This is a genomic window from Actinomadura citrea (assembly GCF_013409045.1).
Taxonomy (GTDB): Bacteria; Actinomycetota; Actinomycetes; order Streptosporangiales; family Streptosporangiaceae; genus Spirillospora; species Spirillospora citrea.
The window spans coordinates 321,359-339,835 of the sequence record NZ_JACCBT010000001.1 but is presented as its reverse complement, the minus strand read 5'-3'; the positions used below and the strand labels follow the sequence as shown (position 1 = coordinate 339,835).

General features: G+C 72.8%; 18 protein-coding genes. 9 read left to right on the top strand and 9 right to left on the bottom strand.

The genetic code is table 11. The features are described from left to right. Window positions 1-46 precede the first annotated feature (46 nt). Window positions 47-1,213, top strand: coding sequence for a DUF4185 domain-containing protein (locus BJ999_RS01710; RefSeq protein WP_179831611.1), 1,167 nt, complete (start codon window positions 47-49; stop codon window positions 1,211-1,213). Between the two features lie 181 nt (window positions 1,214-1,394). Here the strand turns inward: BJ999_RS01710 and BJ999_RS01705 are convergent, their stop codons facing one another. Next, a complete protein-coding gene (locus BJ999_RS01705) occupies window positions 1,395-2,348 on the bottom strand; it encodes a hypothetical protein (RefSeq protein WP_218934896.1) in 954 nt (317 codons plus the stop codon). Between the two features lie 183 nt (window positions 2,349-2,531). Here BJ999_RS01705 and BJ999_RS01700 point away from each other — a divergent pair, with 183 nt between their 5' ends. Further along, window positions 2,532-3,122 carry a TetR/AcrR family transcriptional regulator gene (locus tag BJ999_RS01700; RefSeq protein WP_179831609.1) on the top strand — a complete coding sequence of 197 codons (591 nt, stop codon included), beginning with the start codon at window positions 2,532-2,534 and terminating at the stop codon, window positions 3,120-3,122. A 36-nt stretch (window positions 3,123-3,158) separates the two neighbouring features. Here the strand turns inward: BJ999_RS01700 and BJ999_RS01695 are convergent, their stop codons facing one another. Continuing rightward, entirely contained in the window at window positions 3,159-4,160 is a 1,002-nt protein-coding gene (locus BJ999_RS01695) for an ATP-dependent DNA ligase (protein ID WP_179831608.1), read from the bottom strand. A 201-nt stretch (window positions 4,161-4,361) separates the two neighbouring features. On the opposite strand from BJ999_RS01695, the gene BJ999_RS01690 reads away from it, so the two are divergent. From BJ999_RS01690 to BJ999_RS01665, 6 genes are all read left to right on the top strand, one after another. Beyond that, window positions 4,362-6,452 (top strand): peptidoglycan recognition protein family protein, encoded by a 2,091-nt coding sequence (locus BJ999_RS01690; protein WP_179831607.1) that lies wholly within the window; start codon window positions 4,362-4,364, stop codon window positions 6,450-6,452. Between the two features lie 40 nt (window positions 6,453-6,492). Beyond that, window positions 6,493-6,852, top strand: a complete 360-nt coding sequence (locus BJ999_RS01685; RefSeq protein ID WP_229810177.1) for an MmcQ/YjbR family DNA-binding protein — start codon at window positions 6,493-6,495, stop codon at window positions 6,850-6,852. A gap of 194 nt (window positions 6,853-7,046) precedes the next feature. Then, on the top strand, window positions 7,047-8,288 hold the full coding sequence (locus BJ999_RS01680; RefSeq protein ID WP_179831606.1) for an amidohydrolase: 1,242 nt from the start codon (window positions 7,047-7,049) through the stop codon (window positions 8,286-8,288). 168 nt (window positions 8,289-8,456) lie between these two features. Beyond that, on the top strand, window positions 8,457-8,840 hold the full coding sequence (locus BJ999_RS01675) for an SgcJ/EcaC family oxidoreductase (RefSeq protein ID WP_179831605.1): 384 nt from the start codon (window positions 8,457-8,459) through the stop codon (window positions 8,838-8,840). A gap of 13 nt (window positions 8,841-8,853) precedes the next feature. Next, complete coding sequence (locus BJ999_RS01670) at window positions 8,854-9,789, top strand: sigma-70 family RNA polymerase sigma factor (RefSeq protein ID WP_179831604.1); 936 nt, start codon at window positions 8,854-8,856, stop codon at window positions 9,787-9,789. 58 nt (window positions 9,790-9,847) lie between these two features. Then, window positions 9,848-10,345, top strand: a complete 498-nt coding sequence (locus tag BJ999_RS01665; RefSeq protein WP_179831603.1) for a DUF6069 family protein — start codon at window positions 9,848-9,850, stop codon at window positions 10,343-10,345. 296 nt (window positions 10,346-10,641) lie between these two features. On the opposite strand, the gene BJ999_RS01660 is transcribed toward BJ999_RS01665, so the two are convergent. The 7 genes from BJ999_RS01660 to BJ999_RS01630 all read right to left on the bottom strand — a co-directional run bounded on the left by BJ999_RS01660 (window position 10,642) and on the right by BJ999_RS01630 (window position 17,618). After that, window positions 10,642-11,025 (bottom strand): RidA family protein, encoded by a 384-nt coding sequence (locus BJ999_RS01660; RefSeq protein ID WP_179831602.1) that lies wholly within the window; start codon window positions 11,023-11,025, stop codon window positions 10,642-10,644. Between the two features lie 27 nt (window positions 11,026-11,052). Continuing rightward, window positions 11,053-12,003 (bottom strand): sugar kinase, encoded by a 951-nt coding sequence (locus BJ999_RS01655; protein ID WP_179831601.1) that lies wholly within the window; start codon window positions 12,001-12,003, stop codon window positions 11,053-11,055. Next, window positions 12,000-12,665, bottom strand: coding sequence for a bifunctional 4-hydroxy-2-oxoglutarate aldolase/2-dehydro-3-deoxy-phosphogluconate aldolase (locus BJ999_RS01650; RefSeq protein ID WP_179831600.1), 666 nt, complete (start codon window positions 12,663-12,665; stop codon window positions 12,000-12,002). The genes BJ999_RS01655 and BJ999_RS01650 overlap by 4 nt, the downstream gene beginning before the upstream one ends. Before the next feature lie 27 nt (window positions 12,666-12,692). After that, window positions 12,693-13,907, bottom strand: a complete 1,215-nt coding sequence (locus BJ999_RS01645) for an alanine racemase (RefSeq protein WP_179831599.1) — start codon at window positions 13,905-13,907, stop codon at window positions 12,693-12,695. Next, the gene (locus BJ999_RS01640; RefSeq protein WP_179831598.1) at window positions 13,904-14,761 is read right to left on the bottom strand and encodes an IclR family transcriptional regulator; all 858 of its coding nucleotides are present in this window, start codon (window positions 14,759-14,761) and stop codon (window positions 13,904-13,906) included. The genes BJ999_RS01645 and BJ999_RS01640 overlap by 4 nt, the downstream gene beginning before the upstream one ends. 127 nt (window positions 14,762-14,888) lie before the next feature. Continuing rightward, window positions 14,889-16,451, bottom strand: a complete 1,563-nt coding sequence (locus tag BJ999_RS01635) for an N-acyl-D-amino-acid deacylase family protein (protein WP_179831597.1) — start codon at window positions 16,449-16,451, stop codon at window positions 14,889-14,891. 186 nt (window positions 16,452-16,637) lie between these two features. After that, the gene (locus tag BJ999_RS01630) at window positions 16,638-17,618 is read right to left on the bottom strand and encodes an adenylate/guanylate cyclase domain-containing protein (protein ID WP_179831596.1); all 981 of its coding nucleotides are present in this window, start codon (window positions 17,616-17,618) and stop codon (window positions 16,638-16,640) included. A gap of 88 nt (window positions 17,619-17,706) precedes the next feature. On the opposite strand from BJ999_RS01630, the gene BJ999_RS01625 reads away from it, so the two are divergent. Continuing rightward, window positions 17,707-18,477 carry a MerR family transcriptional regulator gene (locus BJ999_RS01625; protein WP_179831595.1) on the top strand — a complete coding sequence of 257 codons (771 nt, stop codon included), beginning with the start codon at window positions 17,707-17,709 and terminating at the stop codon, window positions 18,475-18,477.

Below are 18,477 nucleotides of genomic sequence, written 5' to 3'. Positions count from 1 at the left end.
AAGGGCATTTCCAGTACACGAGAGTCGACCTGAAAGGCATCGCCAGATGACACCTCCATCGGACGACAGGGGCACGGCCACCAGCGGTCTCTCCCGCCGCAAGCTCCTCAGGATGGGTGCCGGCGTCGCCCTCGGCGCGGGGGCCGTCGGTGCGGGATGGGTCGGATTCAGCCAGGACGGGCGGCAGGCGACGGTGAGGACGGCCGGCGGACCGGGCGACCCGTCCAGCCCGACCCTCGCGACCAAGATCAAGAACCTGAGCGGCCCGATCGAGACCGGCCCGTTCGCCTCGCCCTGGACCGACCTCGGCATCCCCGTGCGGTGCCCGGACGGCACCATGCTGTTCGTCTGCGGCGACACCTTCAACGGCGACCACGTGCCGAACCCGGGCGAGCCCGCCGACGACTGGCGCGCCCCGGTGGGCCTGCGATCCAGCAACGGCGACGTGAACAACCTGCACATCGACGGAAGCGTCGGCGGGGGCCGTGCCAGGGCCCTCGTCGACGAGCCGCACAACCCGGTCGGCGACAAGGCCACGACCGCGATCCCGTCCGACGCGTTCGTCGTGGACGGCGTCATGTACATGCACCTCATGCGCGGCGTCATCTACGACACCCACCACACCGACTTCTGGCGCTCCACCGACAACGGCGAGACCTGGGAGTACCTGTGCCAGTGGCCGGGTGACCTGCACGGCGGCCAGTTCCAGCAGAAGACCTACGCGGTGGCCGACGACGGGTGGTGCTACGTCCTGTCGACGGTCTTCAACCGCGAGCGGGACTCGGGGATGCTGCTCCACCGGGTCCGCAAGGAGAGGCTCGGCGACCCGGGCGCCTACGAGCCGTGGGGGTACGCGGACGGCGACTGGCGTTGGGGGGCGCCTCCGACGACGGTGTTCGGCGTCCGCAAGTGGGGCGAGATCTGCTTCCGCGCCATGGACGGCAAGTACGTCCTCACCTGGCTGAACATGAACGCGCTGTCGATCCGGGCGATGGTCTTCCCGCTCCCGACCTCGGACCTGACCCGGACGCTGGAGCAGACGATGATCCTGCCGTCCGCTCCCGGCGCGGAGGCGGCCAACCTCGTCGCCAGCCCCTACGGCGGCTTCGTCGTCCCCGGCTCGACGTTCGGCAACTTCCACATCATCGTCAGCCAGTGGTTCGACCCGAAGAACTACCGGATCATGCAGTACAAGATCAACATGGTCTCCTGAGCCGGGACCGGGCGCCGTCCCCGGACGGCGCCCGGCTCCGCCCGACCGCCCACAGCCCGGGCGCCTGCCCCTCCACCGGCTGTCCCCGTTCCTCACCGGCACCGAGCAGGGATCCGCGCCAGGACGGCGGCCGGGCTCATCGGCCGCCTACCTGACCGGAGATCGGAGTTCCCCGTCCCGGTCACCGGTGGATGCGGAAGGTGTGCGCGACGTGCGGGGTATCGACCAGGGTGTGGGGCGCCAGGGCGTGGTAGGCCCAGACGTGCACCCACGCGTTGCCGGTGCGCACGGTCAGCCATGCCTTCACCATGCCGGGACCGAAGTAGGTGAGCAGCAGGAAGGCGATCGAGATGACCGCCTCCCGGAGGGAGCCGTACTCCGCCCAGGAGTCCCACACGTGCAGCGCCGCGTAGGCCAGTCCGCCGAAGATCACGGTGGTCGCGATCGAGCCGGTCAGCTTGACGAAGCGGGGCATCAGGATCGCATAGACGAAGACCATCGTCGGCAGGACCGTGCCCGCCATGTAGAGGACGAAGGTGAGCGGCGCGCCCAGTAGCAGCTGCCTGGCGCCGAGGCCGAGGATCTCCGGTCGCAGCGCGGCGGTCTGCACGGCCGCCTCGACCAGGAGCACGACGACGATCAGGCGGAGGTCGCCGCGCCGGTCGGCGGAGACCAGGTTGAGCGCCCGGGCGGAATAGCGCCGCCGGAAGTACACCAGCGGGACGATCGCGAACACCACCAGGTTGTAACCGGCCCAGGTGATCGCCTCGGCCCGCGTGACGTGGTCGTTCGTCTCGTTCATCGAGCCGGCCAAGTGCAGGCCGAACGGGTGCCAGCCGAACGCCCGTCCCACCGCGAACCCGAGGGCGAGCCCGCCCGCACCGTAGGCGATGAGCAGCCAGGTCTCACGGAGCGCGGTGGCGCGCTCGGGGGCGCGGGCCGCCAGGTCGGGCCTGGAGCGGCGCCGGGTGAGGAGGAAGACCAAGGCCATGACGGCGAAGACCTCGGCGAGCCGGAGGTTGAGGTCCACCAGATGGGCGGACGTGGTGCGCTCCGCGGCGTCGTGCAGGTCGAGCGGGAGCCTTCGATCAGCCAGGACCAGGATCAGCACGTTCGCCGACACCCATCCCAGCACGGCCGCCCCTACGGCGCGACGGCGGAAGAGCGATCGGACCGTGCCGACGCCTGACTGCGGGCCGGTGCGGGACGGACGTTGCAAGGGGGGGTCGAGGCGCATCGGCAGGTCTCCGTTCGAGGCGTACTAGTACAACTGTGCTACTTCCGGCGGATAGTAGCACGACTGTGCTACTAATGGGGGATGCCTCGATTGGTGGACGGTGAGCAACGGCGCCGGGACGTGTCGGCGGCGGTGTGGCGGGTGATCCTGCGCGACGGACTGGACCGGGCCTCGGTCCGCAACGTGGCGAGCGAGGCCGGGCTGTCGATGGGTTCGCTGAGGCACTACTTCGCCACGCAGTCCGAGCTGCTGGCGTTCACCCTGCGCGCGATCATCGAGCGGATCGAGCAGCGGATGGCGGCACTTCCCCCCGAGCCCGACCAGCGTCGCCGCGCCGAGTTGGTGCTGGCCGAACTGCTGCCGATGGACGAGGAGCGAGCCGTGGAGAACCGGGTATGGCTGGCCTTCACCGCCCGCGCGATGGTGGATCCGAAGCTGCGGGCCCTGCAAGGCGAAGGGTACGACCTCCTGCGCGAGGGCTGCCGCTCCCTCGCACGCTCCCTGGGCGTCCCCGAACCCGCCGTGGAGCACGAGACCGATCGGCTGCACGCGCTTGTCGACGGCCTGGCCGTCCACGCCGCCACCCATCCCCACGTGACCACCCCGGCGCGGATGCGCGAGATCATCGCCTTCCATCTCGCCGAACTCGGCCGTCCCGCCGGGACCGCCTGACCGGGCCGGCAGCACGGCCGTCGAGCGTTTCGGGGGTCAGGCCAGGTTCAGGTCTTGGGGGACGTCGTCAGGGGTCAGCTCGGGTCTCAGGCGGACGAAGCGGGCGGCGTGGCGCCAGCGGCCGTGTTCCACTGCGGCGTCCACGCTGATCTCCGCGACGGTGTTCGGGGTGACGCGGGTGTAGTGGATCGGATCCCTGGTGGCGGGGAGGCCGCCCGCCCAGCCTGCGGGCAGGGGCTCTGGCCAGGGGTGGTCCGCGCCCGCCTGGGACAGGGCGCCGGTCAGTGCCGTGCGGGCTCGGGGGTCGAGTGGTGTGGTGCGCGCGACCACTCGGAATGTTCCGGCGGTCGTGGGTCTGCCGAGAAGCAGGGCCTCCGGCTGTTCAAGGGTGCCGGTCACTCCGCCGATGATCGCCTCGGTCGTGGTGCGGTGCTTCACCTTCCACCAGCCGCGCTTGCCCTCCTGGTAGGGGTCGCCCGCGGCCTTCACGACCAGGCCCTCGACGCCCTGCGCGACGAGGATCTCGAACCACAGGCGGGCTTCGCCCACGTCGCGGAGTTGCGGGCAGAGGACGATGCGGGACGTGCCGGGGAGGTCGTTCAGGAGGCGCTCCAGCTCGGTGCGGCGGGAGGCGAGGGGGGCGGAGCGGTGGTCGGTTCCGCCGGCTTCCAGGACGTCGAAGACGACGTAGTGGCATGGCTCGGTGATCGGGGAGCCGGTGCGGCGTGTGACGTGACGGCGCTGGAGGGCGGAGAAGTCCAGGCGGCCGTCGCGTCCCCAGCGGACGATCTCGCCGTCCACGACCGTGCCGGGCGGGAGGGTTCCGGAGACGGCCGAGACGATCTCGGGGAAGGCCGCGTCGAGGCGCTTGAGGCGGCGCGACCAGAGCTGGACGTCGCCTTCCTCGCTCACACGCGCGACGCAGCGGAACCCGTCGAACTTCGGCTCGTAGCGGCAGCCGCCCGAGCAGGCCCTTTCCTGCGGGACGTGGTCGAGGGCGGTCGCGGCCATGGGGGCGACGGGCCCTTGGATGCGCACCGCCTCCACCCCCGATCGCGGCTCGTGTGCGAGGTACCCGCCGGTGGCGCGGCAAGTGCCCTTCGATACGGGTTTGGGCAGGTCATTGCCTCCCGCCGACCCTGCCGGGGGCACCAGGCAGACGGACGCGGGCGAGCTGTGACGTTCTGGATGATCTCGGCGCTGAATGATCACCGGGGTCGGCCTTGTGAACGGGGAAGAATGCTCAAGCGCACAGTGATCGGGACCTCGCTCGCCGCCATGGCGGTGGCGGGGACGGTGGTCTGGACGGTCTCCTCGACCTCCACGGCGACGACGGCCTCCGCGACCCGGCCGGGGCCGGGACGGGTCCAGGCCCGCCCGCTGGCGGACATGGCCACCGCGGCCGCCGCGGACAAGAGGGTCAAGGGGCTGCCGGCCGTGGAGACCGAGCCGTTCAGCCTCGTCGGCGTCACCTGGGACAAGCCCCGCGAGGAGCTCAGGGGAACCGTCCGGCTCCGCACGCGGGACGCCAAGACCGGCCGCTGGTCGGGGTGGCGCACGCTGGAGCCGGAGCTGGCCGATGCCCCTGACCAGGGTGGACGCGGCGGGACGAACGGGCTGTGGGTCGGCCCGTCCAACGGTGTCGACGTGCGCGTGACCGGGCAGGGCCGCACGCTGCCGGAGGGCCTGCGCGTCGACCTGATCGACCCGGGCGCCTCCGCGGCGGCGCCGACGCCGCGGGCGGCGGGACCGGCCGGTGGGACCGGGATGAAGCTCGTAGCGGCGACCACGCCCCTCGCCGGGCCCGTCACCGCGCCGAAGCCGGCGATCGTGGCGCGGGCCGGGTGGGGCGCGGACGAGTCCATCGTCCGGAACCCGCCGGCCTATGACACCTCGGTCAAGGCCGCGTTCGTCCACCACACCGACACGGGCAACGGCTACTCCTGCACCGAGTCGGCGTCGGTGATCCGGTCGGTGTTCCTGTACCACGTGCAGAGCCAGGGCTGGGACGACATCGGCTACAACTTCCTGGTCGACAAGTGCGGCACGGTCTTCGAGGGACGGGGCGGGGGCGTCGACCGTCCCGTCCACGGCGCCCACACCTACGGGTTCAACACCGACACCACCGGGATCGCCGTCCTCGGCACCTACACCGCCGCGAACGACCCGGACGTTCCCGGCGTCGCGCCCACCAAGGCCGCCCTGGACGGCGTCGCGAGGATCGCCGCGTGGAAGCTCGGCCTGACCGGGGTCGATCCGACGGCGAAGACGACGCTGACGTCGGCCGCGCCCAACGGGACGGGCGGGAAGTACCCCTTCGGGCAGGAGGTCGAGTTCAACACGATCTCCGGCCACCGCGACGGGTTCGCGACCGCGTGCCCCGGCGCGCAGCTCTACTCCGCGCTTCCCGCCGTCCGGACGGCCGCCAAGCAGATCACCGTCCCGGCCCTGGCCGCCACCGTGACCGGCGCGAACGCCGCCGGGGGCCGTTACTACACCAAGAGCACGGCCACCCTGAACTGGACGCCGGCGGACGGCGCGACCTACACCGTCAGCGTGGACGGCGCGACGGCCGCGACACCGGCCGCGGGCGCCGCCTCCGCCACGGTGACCCTCGCGCCGGGGACGCACGCGGTCCAGTTGAACGCCGCCTTCGCCGACGGGACGGCCTCGGCGTCCCCCGTCTTCACGGTCGTCGCGGACACGACGCGCCCCGTCATCTCGTCCGAGGCGCTCTCGCTGCGCAAGGCGACGGTCAACAGCGGCGCGTGGCCCGTCTGGCTCACCTGGAAGGCCGGCGACAACGCCCTCCTCGGCTCGCTGAAGGCCACGTCCCCTGCGGCCAAGACGTTCTCCACCACCACGACGCAGTGGGCCGCGGTCGCCAAGCCGTCCACGACCCAGACCTGGACGCTGGCCGCCACGGACGCCGCGGGCAACGCCGGCACCTCCAGCCTGAGCCGCTACACCGGCGGCCAGAGCGAGGGCGCCGCGCGCCGCACCGGCACCTGGGGTCTCAGCACGACCAGTTCCTACCTGGGCGGACGCGGCCTCTACAGCAAGTACCGGGGCGCGAGCGCGAGCTGGACGTTCACCGGGCGCACCGCGGGCCTCATCTTCAAGCGCGCCTCCTACCTGGGCGCCGTGTACGTCTACGTGGACGGCGCCAAGATCGGCACGCTGGACACCCGGGCGTCGACCACGGCCTACCGCCAGCTGATGTGGACGCGCACCTGGAGCAGCAGCGGCAGGCACACCATCAAGATCGTCGTGGCGGGCACCTCGGGCCGTCCCATGGTCGGCATCGACGGCCTCGTCTACCTCCGCTGAGACCCGGGCCGCGCCGGGACCGGGCTCTAGGGTGTGAAGGGTGACGGACGGGTCGTGGCGTGATCGGGTGATCGCGGAGTGCGTGGCCAAGCCGGGCGCGGTGGAGGACTACCCGTTCGGCGACGACGTGGCCGTGTTCAAGGTCGCCGGGCGGATGTTCGCCCTGGTTCCGCTGGGCGCGTCGCCGCCGAGCGTCAGCCTCAAGTGCGACCCGGGCCTGGCCGAGGAGCTGCGCGCCCGCCATGCCGCGGTCACGCCCGGCTACCACCTCGACAAGCGGCACTGGAACACCGTCGTCCTCGACGGCTCGGTGCCCGCCGAGGAGGTGTGGGAGCTGGTCGACCACTCCTACGATCTCGTGGTCGCCAAGCTCACGCGCGCCGAGCGAGCCCGTCTCTGACCCGCTTCTCTGCGCCGGGATACAGTTACCTTCTTCCCCTTTCCGACCATTTTTCCTTTTTCCCGGGTTTGGTCGATTCCTAAGGCCCGCTTACCGCAGTCGGCACGTGTTGCAAAATCGCACTATCCGTGTACGTTGTTCCCCGTGGCGATCATCAGACGCCACACGACAAACAAGACACGTAAGGGAAAGCCATGTCCGAAATCTGGACTCCGGGCGCGGGCGCGTCCGGTTTCGACCTCGGCGGCCTGAGGCGCCGGGTCGACGAATACCTCTCCCGGTGCGAGCAGCAGCTGATCGGCTTCCGCCGTGACCTGCACGCGCACCCGGAGGTCGCATTCACGGAGCACCGCACGACCACGGCCATCGTCGGGTTCCTGACCGCGATCGGCCTCGAGTCGCGGGTCCTGCCCGGCGGTACCGGCGTCATCTGCGACATCCGCGGGGGCGACGGTCCGATGATCGCGCTGCGCGCGGACATCGACGCGCTGCCGCAGCACGACACCAAGGACGTCCCGTACCGCTCGACGGTGCCGGGCGTCGCGCACAACTGCGGCCACGACGTCCACACCACCATGGTGCTGGGCACGGGGCGCTTCCTGGCGATGCTGGCCGAGGCCGGCCTGCTTCCCGGAACGGTGCGGCTGATCTTCCAGCCCGCCGAGGAGCTGCCCGGCGGCGCGCGGAACGTGATCGCCGCCGGCGGTCTGGACGGGGTGGAGCGCATCTTCGCGCTGCACTGCGATCCGGCGCAGGAGGTCGGATACCTCGGTCTGCGGACCGGGGCGATCACGGCCTCCTACGACAAGATCCGGGTGGAGGTCACCGGGCCGGGCGGGCACACCGCACGGCCGCACCTGACCGCCGACCTGATCACGGCCTTGGGGGCCATCCAGGTCGGCCTGCCGGCGGTGCTGTCGCGCGGGATCGACGCGCGTTCCGCCCACGTGCTGGGCTGGGGCCGCATCGAGGCGGGTTCGGCGGCGAACGCGATCCCCACCGAGGGATTCCTCGAGGGGACGCTCCGCTGCCTGGACCCGCAGAACCGGCGGTTCGCCCTGGCCGAGCTGCGGAGGCTGCTCGGTCATCTGGCGGAGTTCTACGGGATCCAGGCGGAGCTGATCACCTCGATCGGCCTGCCGCCCACGATCAACGAGGCGACGAGCGTGCAGATCTTCCGGGACTCCGGTCGTCTGGCGCTCGGCGAGGACAAGATCAACCCCACCGGTCAGAGCATCGGCGGGGAGGACTTCGCCCTGTACCTCGAACTGACCAAGGGCGCCCTCGGACGCTTCGGCGTGCGCAGGCCCGGCACGCCGAAGTACGACCTGCACCAGGGCGGTTTCGACGTCGACGAGAGCTGCATCGCGCTCGGCGTCCAGCTGCTGGTGCACACGGCGCTGAAGGCTCTGGACCGGTCACGGTCTGAGGTCTGACGCACCGACCGACCGCGATCGACCCCTCATCGATCACGGCCGAGGGGCCCGGTTCACGCCGGGCCCCTTGTCGTTTCCGCCGCGAGATTTCTTGCGGCGGAGCGATGAATCGGTGAGCTCCCCGCAGTACACACCTCGACCGATCCGGTTCGAGAAGGGACTCAAGCGATGAACAGCGACGAGACGGCCGTCCGCGAAGTCTTCGAGCGGCTGTACAAGGCGTGGGGCGACGGCGACGCCGACGCGTTCGCCGACCACTACGTCGAGGACGCGACCGTGGTGATGCCCGGTGTGTTCAACCAGGGCCGCGAGGCGGTGCGCGGCTACATGGCCGCCGCGTTCGCCGGGCCGCTCAAGGGCTCCCGGGGCGTGGACGAGCCGCAGGACGTCCGCGTGCACGGCGACACCGCGATCGTCGTCAGCAGGGCGGGCATCATCATGGCGGGGGAGCAGGAGTTCCCGCCCGAACGCGAGCGGCTCGCCACCTGGGTGCTGTCGCGGCGGGACGGGCGGTGGCTCGTCGCCGCCTACGCCAACGCGCCCGCCCGCTGACCGGAGGACCACCGTGGACGAGGATCTCGACTCCTACCGGCGCGAGCTGCTGGTGCACTGCTACCGGATGGTCGGCTCGGTGCACGAGGCGGAGGACCTCGTCCAGGAGACGATGCTGCGCGCGTGGCGGGCCCGGGACCGCTACGAGCCGCGCCTGGCGTCCGTCCGTACCTGGCTCTACAAGATCGCGACGAACGTGTGCCTGACGGCGCTGCGGGGGCGGGCCCGGCGCCCGCTCCCGTCCGGGCTCGGCGGGCCGAGCGACGACCCGGACGCGCCGCTGACCCCGTCGCTGGAGGTGCCGTGGTTGCAGCCGTTCCCGGACGCGCTGCTGGACGACCCGGCGGCGCGGGTCGTGCGGCGCGGCAGCCTGCGGTTGGCGCTGGTGGCGGCGATGCAGGTGTTGCCGCCCCGGCAGCGGGCCGTGCTGATTCTGCGGGACGTCCTGGAGTTCGGCGCGGCCGAGACGGCGGAACTGCTGGAGACCTCTCCGGCCGCGGTGAACAGCGCCCTGCAACGCGCCCGGGCGGGCCTGTCGGGCATCGCGGCGGAGGAGGAGATCGCCGAGCCGGACGACGCGGAGATCGCCGCGGTCCTCGACCGGTACGTGAGGTCGTTCGAGGCGGCCGACGTCGACGGCCTGGTGGCGCTGCTGACCGACGACGCCGTCATGGAGATGCCGCCCGTGCCGCTCTGGTACCGCGGGCGGCGCGACTACGGGCGGTTCATGGCGCGGGTGTTCGCGATGGCGGGCGCCGACTGGCGGATGGCGCGGACGTCCGCCAACGGGCAGCCGGCCCTTGTCGCGTACCGGCGGTCCGAGGGCGCGTACCGGCTGCACACGCTGCAGGTCTTCACCGTGACCCCGCGGGGTGTGGCGCGCAACGTCGTCTTCCAGGACGCCCGGGTGTTCGCCGCGTTCGATCTGCCGGAGATATTCGGCGGATGATGTCGATTCCGGCGCCGCGGCTTCGACTTCCTTTCAGAAGCCCTGAAAGGAGCACATCATGGACATCGCTCAGACGTTCACCGGCAGCGGCCGCCCGATCTGGCTGACCGGCGCGGCCGCGGCGCTGGCCGGGTCCGTCGCCACCGAACTGTTCGGCCTGGCCGCCCGCGCGGCAGGCGTCCCGATGGAGGCCGGCGGCGTCGGCGCCGACGCCACCGAGCCGATCATGGTCGGCATGTTCGCGATGGGGACCGTCATCTGCACGTTCTGGGGGACGGTCCTCGCGATGCTCCTCGCGCGGTTCGCCGGGAGGCCGTCCCGGACGTTCGTGTGGGCGGCGGTCGCGCTGACGGTGCTGTCGTTCACGACGCCCGTCGCCGCGGGGGCCACGGCGACCTCGACGAAGGTGATGCTGTGCGCCGCGCACGTCCTGGCCGCGGCGATCATCATCCCGATGTTCGCCCGCCGCCTCTCGGCCGCGGACGACCGAGTCACCGCGAGCGCGCCCCGCGCTCCGCGGCGGCGTGCCACCACGCCGGGGGCGAGGGACCGGTGACCCGGGACGTCGGCTGGTCGGGATGCAGACCGAGGTGCCGGAGGGCCTCGGCCCGCACCTGGACGCTGTACCAGCCGCGTGCGCGCCCGTCGTCGTCGCGCCCGCAGGCGAGCCCTATCGTGACCTCGTCGTCCTGGAAGGGCATCCAGTCGATGCCGCGGTCACGCAGTCAACCCCGCAGCGCGGCCGCGGGGCCCGGGCAGCCCCGGACGTTCTCGTACGTGACGACGGTGATCCACGCGTTCATGCGACCATCCTCGCAGTTCCTCCTCCCCTGGCGAAGAGGGACGAGTCCGTCAGCTCTTCTTGTAGGCGACGAAGTCGATCTCGACGAGGATGTTCATCAGCTCCGAGCCCACGGTGGTGCGCACCGGGTAGGGCTTGGTGAAGTGCTCCCGGTAGACCTCGTCGTAGGCGGCGAAGTCGCGGTGGAGGTCCTGGAGGTGGACGGTCGACTTCACCACGTCGTCCAGCCCGAGCCCGTGCTCGCGCAGGATCGCGGCCAGGTTGGCGAGGGTCTGCCGGGTCTGTGCGGCGACGTCCGTGCCGACGATCTCGCCGGTCTTCGGGTCCAACGGCCCCATGCCGGACGTGTACACGAAGTCGCCGACCACGAGCCCCTGCGAGTAGGTGCCGACGGGCGGGGCGGAGTCCGCGCTGCGAAGTTCGCGCTTGCTCATGTCTGTCTCCTCATCTGGTGACGCCGGTCATCGGGTGACGTCGTTTTCCGTGGTTCTCAAGAGTTCCAGATCGGCGCGGCCGGGCAGGCCCTCCCAGTCGCCGCGGACGGTGACGGCGTAGGCGCCCGTGGCCGTGGCCGTGGCCAGGCGGGCGGCGACGGGCAGGCCGCGGACGAACTCGGCGAGGTAGCCGGCGGCGAACGCGTCCCCGGCGCCGACCGGGTCCACGACGGGGACCCGGTGGGCGGGCCGGACGTGCAGCCGGCCCTCGCAGAACGCGACCACCCCGGCGGCGCCCCGCTTGACGAGGACGTCGCGGGGGCCCAGCGCGGCCAGAGCGGTGGCGAGCGCGCCCGGGTCGTCGCCGGGCACGACGAGGCGGGCCTCCTGCTCGGTCGCGAACACCAGGTCGGCGCGCTTGACCAGGGTGTGCAGGCATGCGCCGGCCTCGGAGGGCGTCCACAGCGCCGACCGGTAGTTGAGGTCGAGAGAGACGGGGACGCCCGCGTCCCGCGCGGTCTCGACGGCGTCGTCCAGCGCCTGGCGGGCGGTGTCGCTGATCGCGGCGGTGATGCCGGTGACGTGCAGGACGCGCGCGGTCCGGATCAGGTCGTGCGGGACGTCGGACGGGCGCAGGCGGGAGCCCGCGCTGCCCGTACGGTAGTACTGGACGCGGGTGAGCGTGCCCGAGCGGCGCTCCTTGAACAGCAGCGCGGTGGGCGCGGTGCCGTCCACCACCGTGTGGCCGAGCCGGACGCCCTCCCCGGCGAGCACCGTGGTGATCAGCCGGCCGAACTCGTCGTCGCCGACGCGGCCGAACCAGGCCGCGCTGCCGCCGAGCCGCGACAGCCCGATCGCCGTGTTCGACTCGGCGCCGCCGATGCCGAGGTCGAGCGAGCGGGCGTGCCGCATCGGCCCGACGGCGGGGTTCTCCAGCCGCGCCATGGTCTCGCCGAACGTGACGAGGTCGAGGCTCATCGGACGGCCTCCCGCGGGGCGCGCTCCCGCGGGGCCGCCGCGGCGAGCAGCGCCCGCGCCCGGTCGGACAGGGCGGTGAGGGAGCCGCCGTCGAGGGCGTCGCCGATGAGGGAGCCCCCGGCGCCGACCGCGATCGCCCCGGCGGCGATGTAGCCGGCGGCGGTGTCCGGGCCGATGCCGCCCGTCGGCAGCAGCCGGACGTCCCGGAACGGCTCGGCGAGGTCGCGCAGGTAGCGCGGCCCGAACGCGTTCGCCGGGAAGATCTTCACGGCGGTGGCGCCGAGGTCCCAGGCGCGGGCCACCTCGTTCGGGGTGAGGGCGCCCGGGTAGTAGCCGAGGCCCTGGGCTCGGGCCACCTCGGCGACCTCGTCGCGGGTGTCGGGGGCGACGAGGAAGGACGCGCCGGCGTCCACCGCGGCCTCCGCGTCCGCGCGGGTGCGGACCGTTCCGGCGCCGAGCTCGACGCCCGCGGGCAGCCGGTCGCGGGCCGCGCGCAGGCCGTCCAGCGCGCCCGGGGTGTTCAGGGTGACCTCCAGGCAGCGGACGCCGGCGGCGACCAGCGCGTCCAGGACGTCGGCGACGCGGTCGGCGCGGCGGCCGCGCACGACCGCGACCACTGCGGTCGCGGTCAGCGCGGGTCCCGGCGCCAGTCGGGGGATCATGGGATGCCCTTCTCGGAGGTACCGGTCTCAGAAGTACGTGCGGATCAGGTCGACCACCGTGTGGTCGTCGTCCACGACGGGGATGACCTGCCACTTGTCGAAGGCCGTGCAGGGGTGGGAGATGCCGAAGCAGATCAGGTCCCCCGGACGCGGGGAGGCGTCCCCCGTCGCGACGTAGGCGTGGTGGTCGTTGGTGTCGGTGACGCGCATGCCGTCCGCGGGGGCGATCGTCCCGTCCGCCCCGCGGATCCGCAGCGGGACGGGCAGGCCCGCGTCGTAGGGGGCCTCCCGCTTGCCCATCCCGACGATCGCAAGGCCGGGTTCCGGGACGGACGTGACCTGCGCCCAGATCTCCAGCGCGGCGTCCAGCGAGCCGGGGACGCGGTTGAACGGCGTCCGCTCGGTGTAGATGCCGTCGTCGTGGGAGACGTAGGCGCCGCTGCGCAGCACCACGGTGAGGTCGTGGCCGGGCAGCCAGTCGCCCGCGAGCTTCTCGGCGACCTGGTCGAAGTAGGCGCTGCCGCCGGCGGTGACGACGACGTCGCGGGGGAGCAGCGGCGACAGCTCGGCGGTCGCGTCGCGCAGCGCGCCGAGATAGGCGCCGGCCGCCGCGACGTCCGGCAGTCCGCCCTCGTACCCGGCGACGCCGGCGAGTTCCGTGCCGGGCGCGTCGGCGACGGCGCGGGCGACGGCGGTCAGTTCCGCCACGGTGCGGCAGCCGGTGCGGCCGTTGCCGTGGCCGAGCTCGACGAGCACCCGGAACGGGCGCTCGCCGGCCGCCGCGGAGATCGCCGCGACGCCCTCGGCGGAGTCGGCGTACAGCAGGAACTCCAGGCCGCGGTCGATCTCGCCGCCGAGCCAGCGCAGCGCGGTCGGGTCGAGCAGTTCGTTGGCCAGCAGGATGCGGGGGACGCCGAACGTCCGGTAGGCGAGCACCTGGTTGGCGGTCGCGGCGGTGATGCCCCAGGCGCCCGCGTCCAGCTGGGCCTGGAACAGCGTCGGCGCCATGGACGTCTTGCCGTGCGGCGCGAACGCGAGCCCGTGCTCCCGGCCGAACGCGGCGAGGGCCGCGATGTTGTGGTCCATCGCCGACCGCCGCGCCACCATCACCGGCCAGGTGAACGGGCCGCCGAACAGCGGGTGCCGGGCGGCGGCGAACTCCTCCAGGGGGACGGGCGGACCGGGCACCCAGAGGCCCTTGGTCCGCCAGTCGACGTGCTCGCCGGGAATGGTGAGGCTCACGGCTGGTTCCCTTCCTGCGGGTCGTGACGGGACGTGTCGTGGCGGGGCCGGTCGGGGCGGCGGCGGAACGGCCGGGACGAGCCGAGCACGCGGGAGATCTCCAGGCCCGCCCGCTCGACCATCGGCCCGACCTCCCGGACCCGCGCCGGCGTCATCCGGGACGTCAGCCCGGACACGCTGAGCGCCCCGACGGGCCGGTCGGTGTGGTCGAAGATCGGCGCGGCGACGCAGCGGACCTCGGGCTCGTTCTCCCGGTCGTCCACGGCGTACCCGGTGAGGCGCACCCGCTCCAGCTCGGCGGCCAGCCGCGCCGGGTCGATGATCGTCCGCTCGGTGCGCGCCGGCATCCCGGCGGCGACGACCCTCTGGAGGTCGTCCTCGCCGAGCCAGGCGAGGACGGCCTTGCCGACGGCCGTCCGGTAGGCGGGCATCCGCAGCCCGACGCGGGACGCCATCCGGACGTTGTGCTCGTTCTCCACCTTGTCGATGTAGACGACGTCGGGGGCCTCGTAGACGACGAGGTGGCACGTCTCCCCCGCGAGGTGCTGGAGGCGGCGCAGCGGGTCGGCGGCGACCGACCGCATGTCCAGCGTCGACAGGTACGCCTGGCCGAGCCGCAGCGCGCCGTGCCCGAGCCGGAACCAGCCGGTCTCGCGGTCGCGGGCGAGCAGGTCGCCGTCGATGAGCGGCTGCGCGAGCCGCAGCACGGTGCTCTTGCTGACGTCGAGGTCGTCGGCGATGCGGGTCAGCGACACCCCGCGCGCCCCGGCGTGGTCGCGGACGTGGTCGAGGACGGCGAGCGCGCGGCGCAGCGACGACGACTGGTTCCTCGGTTTCGCCTGGTCGGTCGTCATCTGGTGCCCCCCGCAAGCAGGCCGCGGCGCAGCACGTCCCGCGCAGCGCGCCTGAACCTACCGATCACGGATGACTCCTTGTGCTGGTCTGGGGCCCTGGCGGCTCGGACGAACCGGGCAGGCTCGGTCAGGCTGGTGCGAGGGCCCGTCCCGGCGGGGTCGCGGTCTCGGCGAGAACGCCGCCGGACAGGACGGGAACGCCGTTGACCACGACGTGCTCGACGCCCTCGGCGGGCACCCTGGGTCTGTCGTAGGTGGCGAGGTCGGTGACGGCGGCCGGGTCGACGACGGCGAGGTCGGCGGCGCGCCCGGTCTCGACGCGGCCCCGGTCGGCGAGCCGGAACCGGTCGGCGGCGCGTCCGGCCAGGTGCACGGCGGCCTGCTCCCACGTCCAGTCGCCGAGCTCCCGGACGTGCCGCCCGAGCATCCGGGCGAACGCGCCCCAGCCGCGCGGATGCGGGTGCCCGCCCTGGTAGATGGCGTCCGATCCGGTCGTCTGGGCCGGGTGCCGCAGCAGCGCCCGCACCGACTCCTCGCTGTTGGTCGGCGGCTGCCCGAACACGCACCCGGCCTCCAGCCGGGTCGCGACGAGCAGGTCGCAGCAGAACGCCCCGGGGCCCGAACCGGCCTGTTCCGCCGCGTCCGGCAGGGTCATGCCCTCGGCCCACCGGAACCCGTCGGCGGGCACGTGCGAGAGCGTGATGCGGGGCCACACCTCGGGGCGGTGCGCGAACCAGTCGCGCTCCAGCCTCTCCCGGACGGACGGGTCGGCGAGCGCGTCCAGCGTGGCGTCCAGGTCGGCGAGGGGGAGCCAGTCCGGCAGCGTGACCAGCGTCAGCGTGCTGGATCCCCGCAGGTAGGGGTAGTTGTCGAAGGTCAGGTCGATACCCTCCGCGCGTGCGCCGTCCACGAGCGCGGCGAGCTCGCCGCCGGGGCCGTGGTAGTGCGAGACGTGCGGAGCGACGTTCCCGGCCCGCGCGATCTCCAGCACCTCCGCCATCGCCGCGCCGGCGGCGGACTCGTACCCGCGCATGTGCGTGACGTAGGGCAGCCCGGCCGAGCCGACCGGCGCGCACAGCGCCGCGATCTCGGCGGCGCCGGCGTAGGCGCCGGGCACGTACTCCAGCCCCGTGGACAGCCCGGCCGCCCCTTCGGAGAGGCCGCGCTCGACGTGCGCCAGCATGGCCGCCAGCTCGCCGGGCTCCGGTGCCCGCCGCGCGGTCCCCATGACGCCGTGCCGGATCGTCCCGTGCGGCAGCAGGTAGACGGTGTTGAGGGGGGTGCGGCGGTCGTAGGCGGCGAGCAGTTCCGCGACGGTCACCGGCCCGCCGTCCAGCCCGGGGTGCGCGCCGTTGATCGGCGCGAAGTACCGGCTCACATAGCGGAGCGTCTCCGCGCCGGCCGGTGCGTAGGAGATCCCGTCCTGGCCGAGGACGAACGTGGTGACGCCCTGCCGCAGCGCGGCGAGCTGCACGTCGGGGTCGAACACGGCCGCGTCGCCGTGGACGTGGGTGTCGATGAAGCCCGGCATGACGTACCTGCCGGTCGCGTCGATCTCCGCGGACGCCCGCGCGCCGTCCAGGACGCCGACCGCGGCGATCCGCCCGGCGGTGACGGCCACGTCCGCGCGGCGCCCCGGGACCCCGGTGCCGTCCAGCACCGTCCCCCCGCGAAGCAGCAGATCGTACATCTGACCTCATTCACCCCTACGAGCGCGCAACCGGAGCCGTGTCGGTACTCGTGGAGGTTATGGGCCGCACCAAGCATGGCGCCAGATTTGCAACACATGATTTTGCACTGCACAACCAGCTCTTGACCTGCGACGTTACCCGACACCGGTGGGACCGGCGGCGGGGAAGGGGAGGCGCGGGTCGCCCTACGCCTTGGGGCGGCGCAGCAGGAACGGCCGCACGCGGCCCAGCCCCTGCAACGGCCGGGGACGCAGGCCGGAGGCGTCGTAGACCCCGGACGGGAGCGCCGAGACCAGGCCGGCGTCGGCCAGCACCGTCCCCGGGTAGGCGGTGGACGTCAGGCGCGCGGCCATGTTGACGGGCGTGCCGAACACGTCGCCCAGCCGCTGGATGACCTCGCCGTAGGCGAGCCCGACGCGGACCTTGGGGAAGTCGGGGTCCTCGTTGAACCGCTCCGCGACGCGCAGCCCGATCTCCGCGGCGGCGCCGGCGGCGGGCGCGACGAACAGGACCTCGTCGCCGAGCGTCTTGACCACGCGGCCCCCGCACTCGGCGACGATGTGCGTGACGGCCCACTCGAAGCGCTCGACGAAGCCGGCCAGGGCGTCACCGTCGAGGCTGCGGCTCAGCCGGGTGAACGAGACGACGTCGGCGAACCCGACGGCGAGGAGCGCGACGCCCGCGGCCGGGTCGGCCTGCGCGGTGGCGGTGGACGCGGCGGCGCGCATGCCGGCGGCGGTGAGCTGGCGGCGCCAGCCGTGCAGCAGCAGCCGCTCGAACGAGGGCCGCAGCTCCTCGGTGGCGACCAGGGCCGCGGTGACCAGGTCGGACGTCACCGGCTCGTCGGACGGCAGGGCGCTCAGGCGCTGGAGCCACACGTCGCCGAGCCAGCTGGCGAGCCGTCCCATCGTCTGGCCGACGGCGCGGACGAGCTGGAGCACGGTGTCCTCGTCCACCAGCTCGTGGGACAGGACCTCGCGGATCTCCTGGAGCGCGGCCACGTCGCCGTCGGTGAAGGCGACCTCGTCGTCCGGCGGGACCGGGAAGCCGAGCGCCTGCCAGATGCGCCGCGCGAAGTCGTCCGAGACGCCCGCCCGGGCCTCGACCTCACTGCGCGTGTAGCGCAGGGGGCCGCCGAGGAGGGTCTCCTCGATGTCGTCCGCCATGCGGCAACCCTATGTGCCATCGATCGATGTAACAATGAGGTGGGGGTAAGATCACGGCGGTCAGACGACACGAGCCGGCGGACGGGGCATGGCCGAGTACCGAATCGACGAGCTGGCGCGGCTGGCGGGCAGCACGGTGCGCAACATCCGCGCCTACCAGGACCGCGGCCTGCTGCCGCCGCCCCGCCTCGAAGGCCGGGTCGGCCTCTACGACGACACGCACCTGGCGCGACTGCGGCTGATCGGCAAGCTGCTCGGCCGCGGCTACACGTTCGCGATCATCAAGGACCTGCTGGGCGCCTGGGAGACCGGCAAGGACGTCGCCGAGGTCCTCGGACTGGAGAAGGTCCTCACCGACCCGTGGTCGGACGAGATCCCCGGCACCGTCACCTACGAGGAGCTGGTGGCGAAGTTCGGCACCGGCCTCGACGAGGACCAGGTCGCCCGGACCCTGGAGCGGACGGTCGAACTCGGCCTGATCGAGCCGGACGGGGACAAGTACCGCGTACCGAGCCCGCGGCTGCTGCACGTCGGCGCCGAGCTCGTCGCCGCCGGCATCCCGCTGGACTCCGTCCTCGACATCGCCGGGCAGATCCGCGCCGACTGCGACGTGATCGCCGGACGGTTCGTGAACCTCGTCCAGGAGCACGTGTTCACGCGGCTGGAGCGCCAGCCCGTCCCGGACGGCGACGAGGTGGGCGAGGTCGCCGCCGTGGTCCGCCGGATGCGGCCGCTGGTGAAGATGGTCGTCGACCCCTTCATCGCGCGGGCCATGGAGACCCGCGTCCAGGCGGCGCTCGGCGACCACCTCGAAATGATCAGAGACCACCTCGGGGAGCGCCCCGCCGCCGGCGGCTGA

Coding starts and splice junctions, on each gene's coding strand:
- BJ999_RS01710 (WP_179831611.1), top strand. CDS start 47: ATGACACCTCCATCGGACGACAGGGGCACGGCCACCAGCGGTCTCTCC.
- BJ999_RS01700 (WP_179831609.1), top strand. CDS start 2,532: ATGCCTCGATTGGTGGACGGTGAGCAACGGCGCCGGGACGTGTCGGCG.
- BJ999_RS01690 (WP_179831607.1), top strand. CDS start 4,362: ATGCTCAAGCGCACAGTGATCGGGACCTCGCTCGCCGCCATGGCGGTG.
- BJ999_RS01680 (WP_179831606.1), top strand. CDS start 7,047: ATGTCCGAAATCTGGACTCCGGGCGCGGGCGCGTCCGGTTTCGACCTC.
- BJ999_RS01675 (WP_179831605.1), top strand. CDS start 8,457: ATGAACAGCGACGAGACGGCCGTCCGCGAAGTCTTCGAGCGGCTGTAC.
- BJ999_RS01665 (WP_179831603.1), top strand. CDS start 9,848: ATGGACATCGCTCAGACGTTCACCGGCAGCGGCCGCCCGATCTGGCTG.
- BJ999_RS01660 (WP_179831602.1), bottom strand. CDS start 11,025: ATGAGCAAGCGCGAACTTCGCAGCGCGGACTCCGCCCCGCCCGTCGGC.
- BJ999_RS01655 (WP_179831601.1), bottom strand. CDS start 12,003: ATGAGCCTCGACCTCGTCACGTTCGGCGAGACCATGGCGCGGCTGGAG.
- BJ999_RS01650 (WP_179831600.1), bottom strand. CDS start 12,665: ATGATCCCCCGACTGGCGCCGGGACCCGCGCTGACCGCGACCGCAGTG.
- BJ999_RS01640 (WP_179831598.1), bottom strand. CDS start 14,761: ATGACGACCGACCAGGCGAAACCGAGGAACCAGTCGTCGTCGCTGCGC.
- BJ999_RS01635 (WP_179831597.1), bottom strand. CDS start 16,451: ATGTACGATCTGCTGCTTCGCGGGGGGACGGTGCTGGACGGCACCGGG.
- BJ999_RS01630 (WP_179831596.1), bottom strand. CDS start 17,618: ATGGCGGACGACATCGAGGAGACCCTCCTCGGCGGCCCCCTGCGCTAC.
- BJ999_RS01625 (WP_179831595.1), top strand. CDS start 17,707: ATGGCCGAGTACCGAATCGACGAGCTGGCGCGGCTGGCGGGCAGCACG.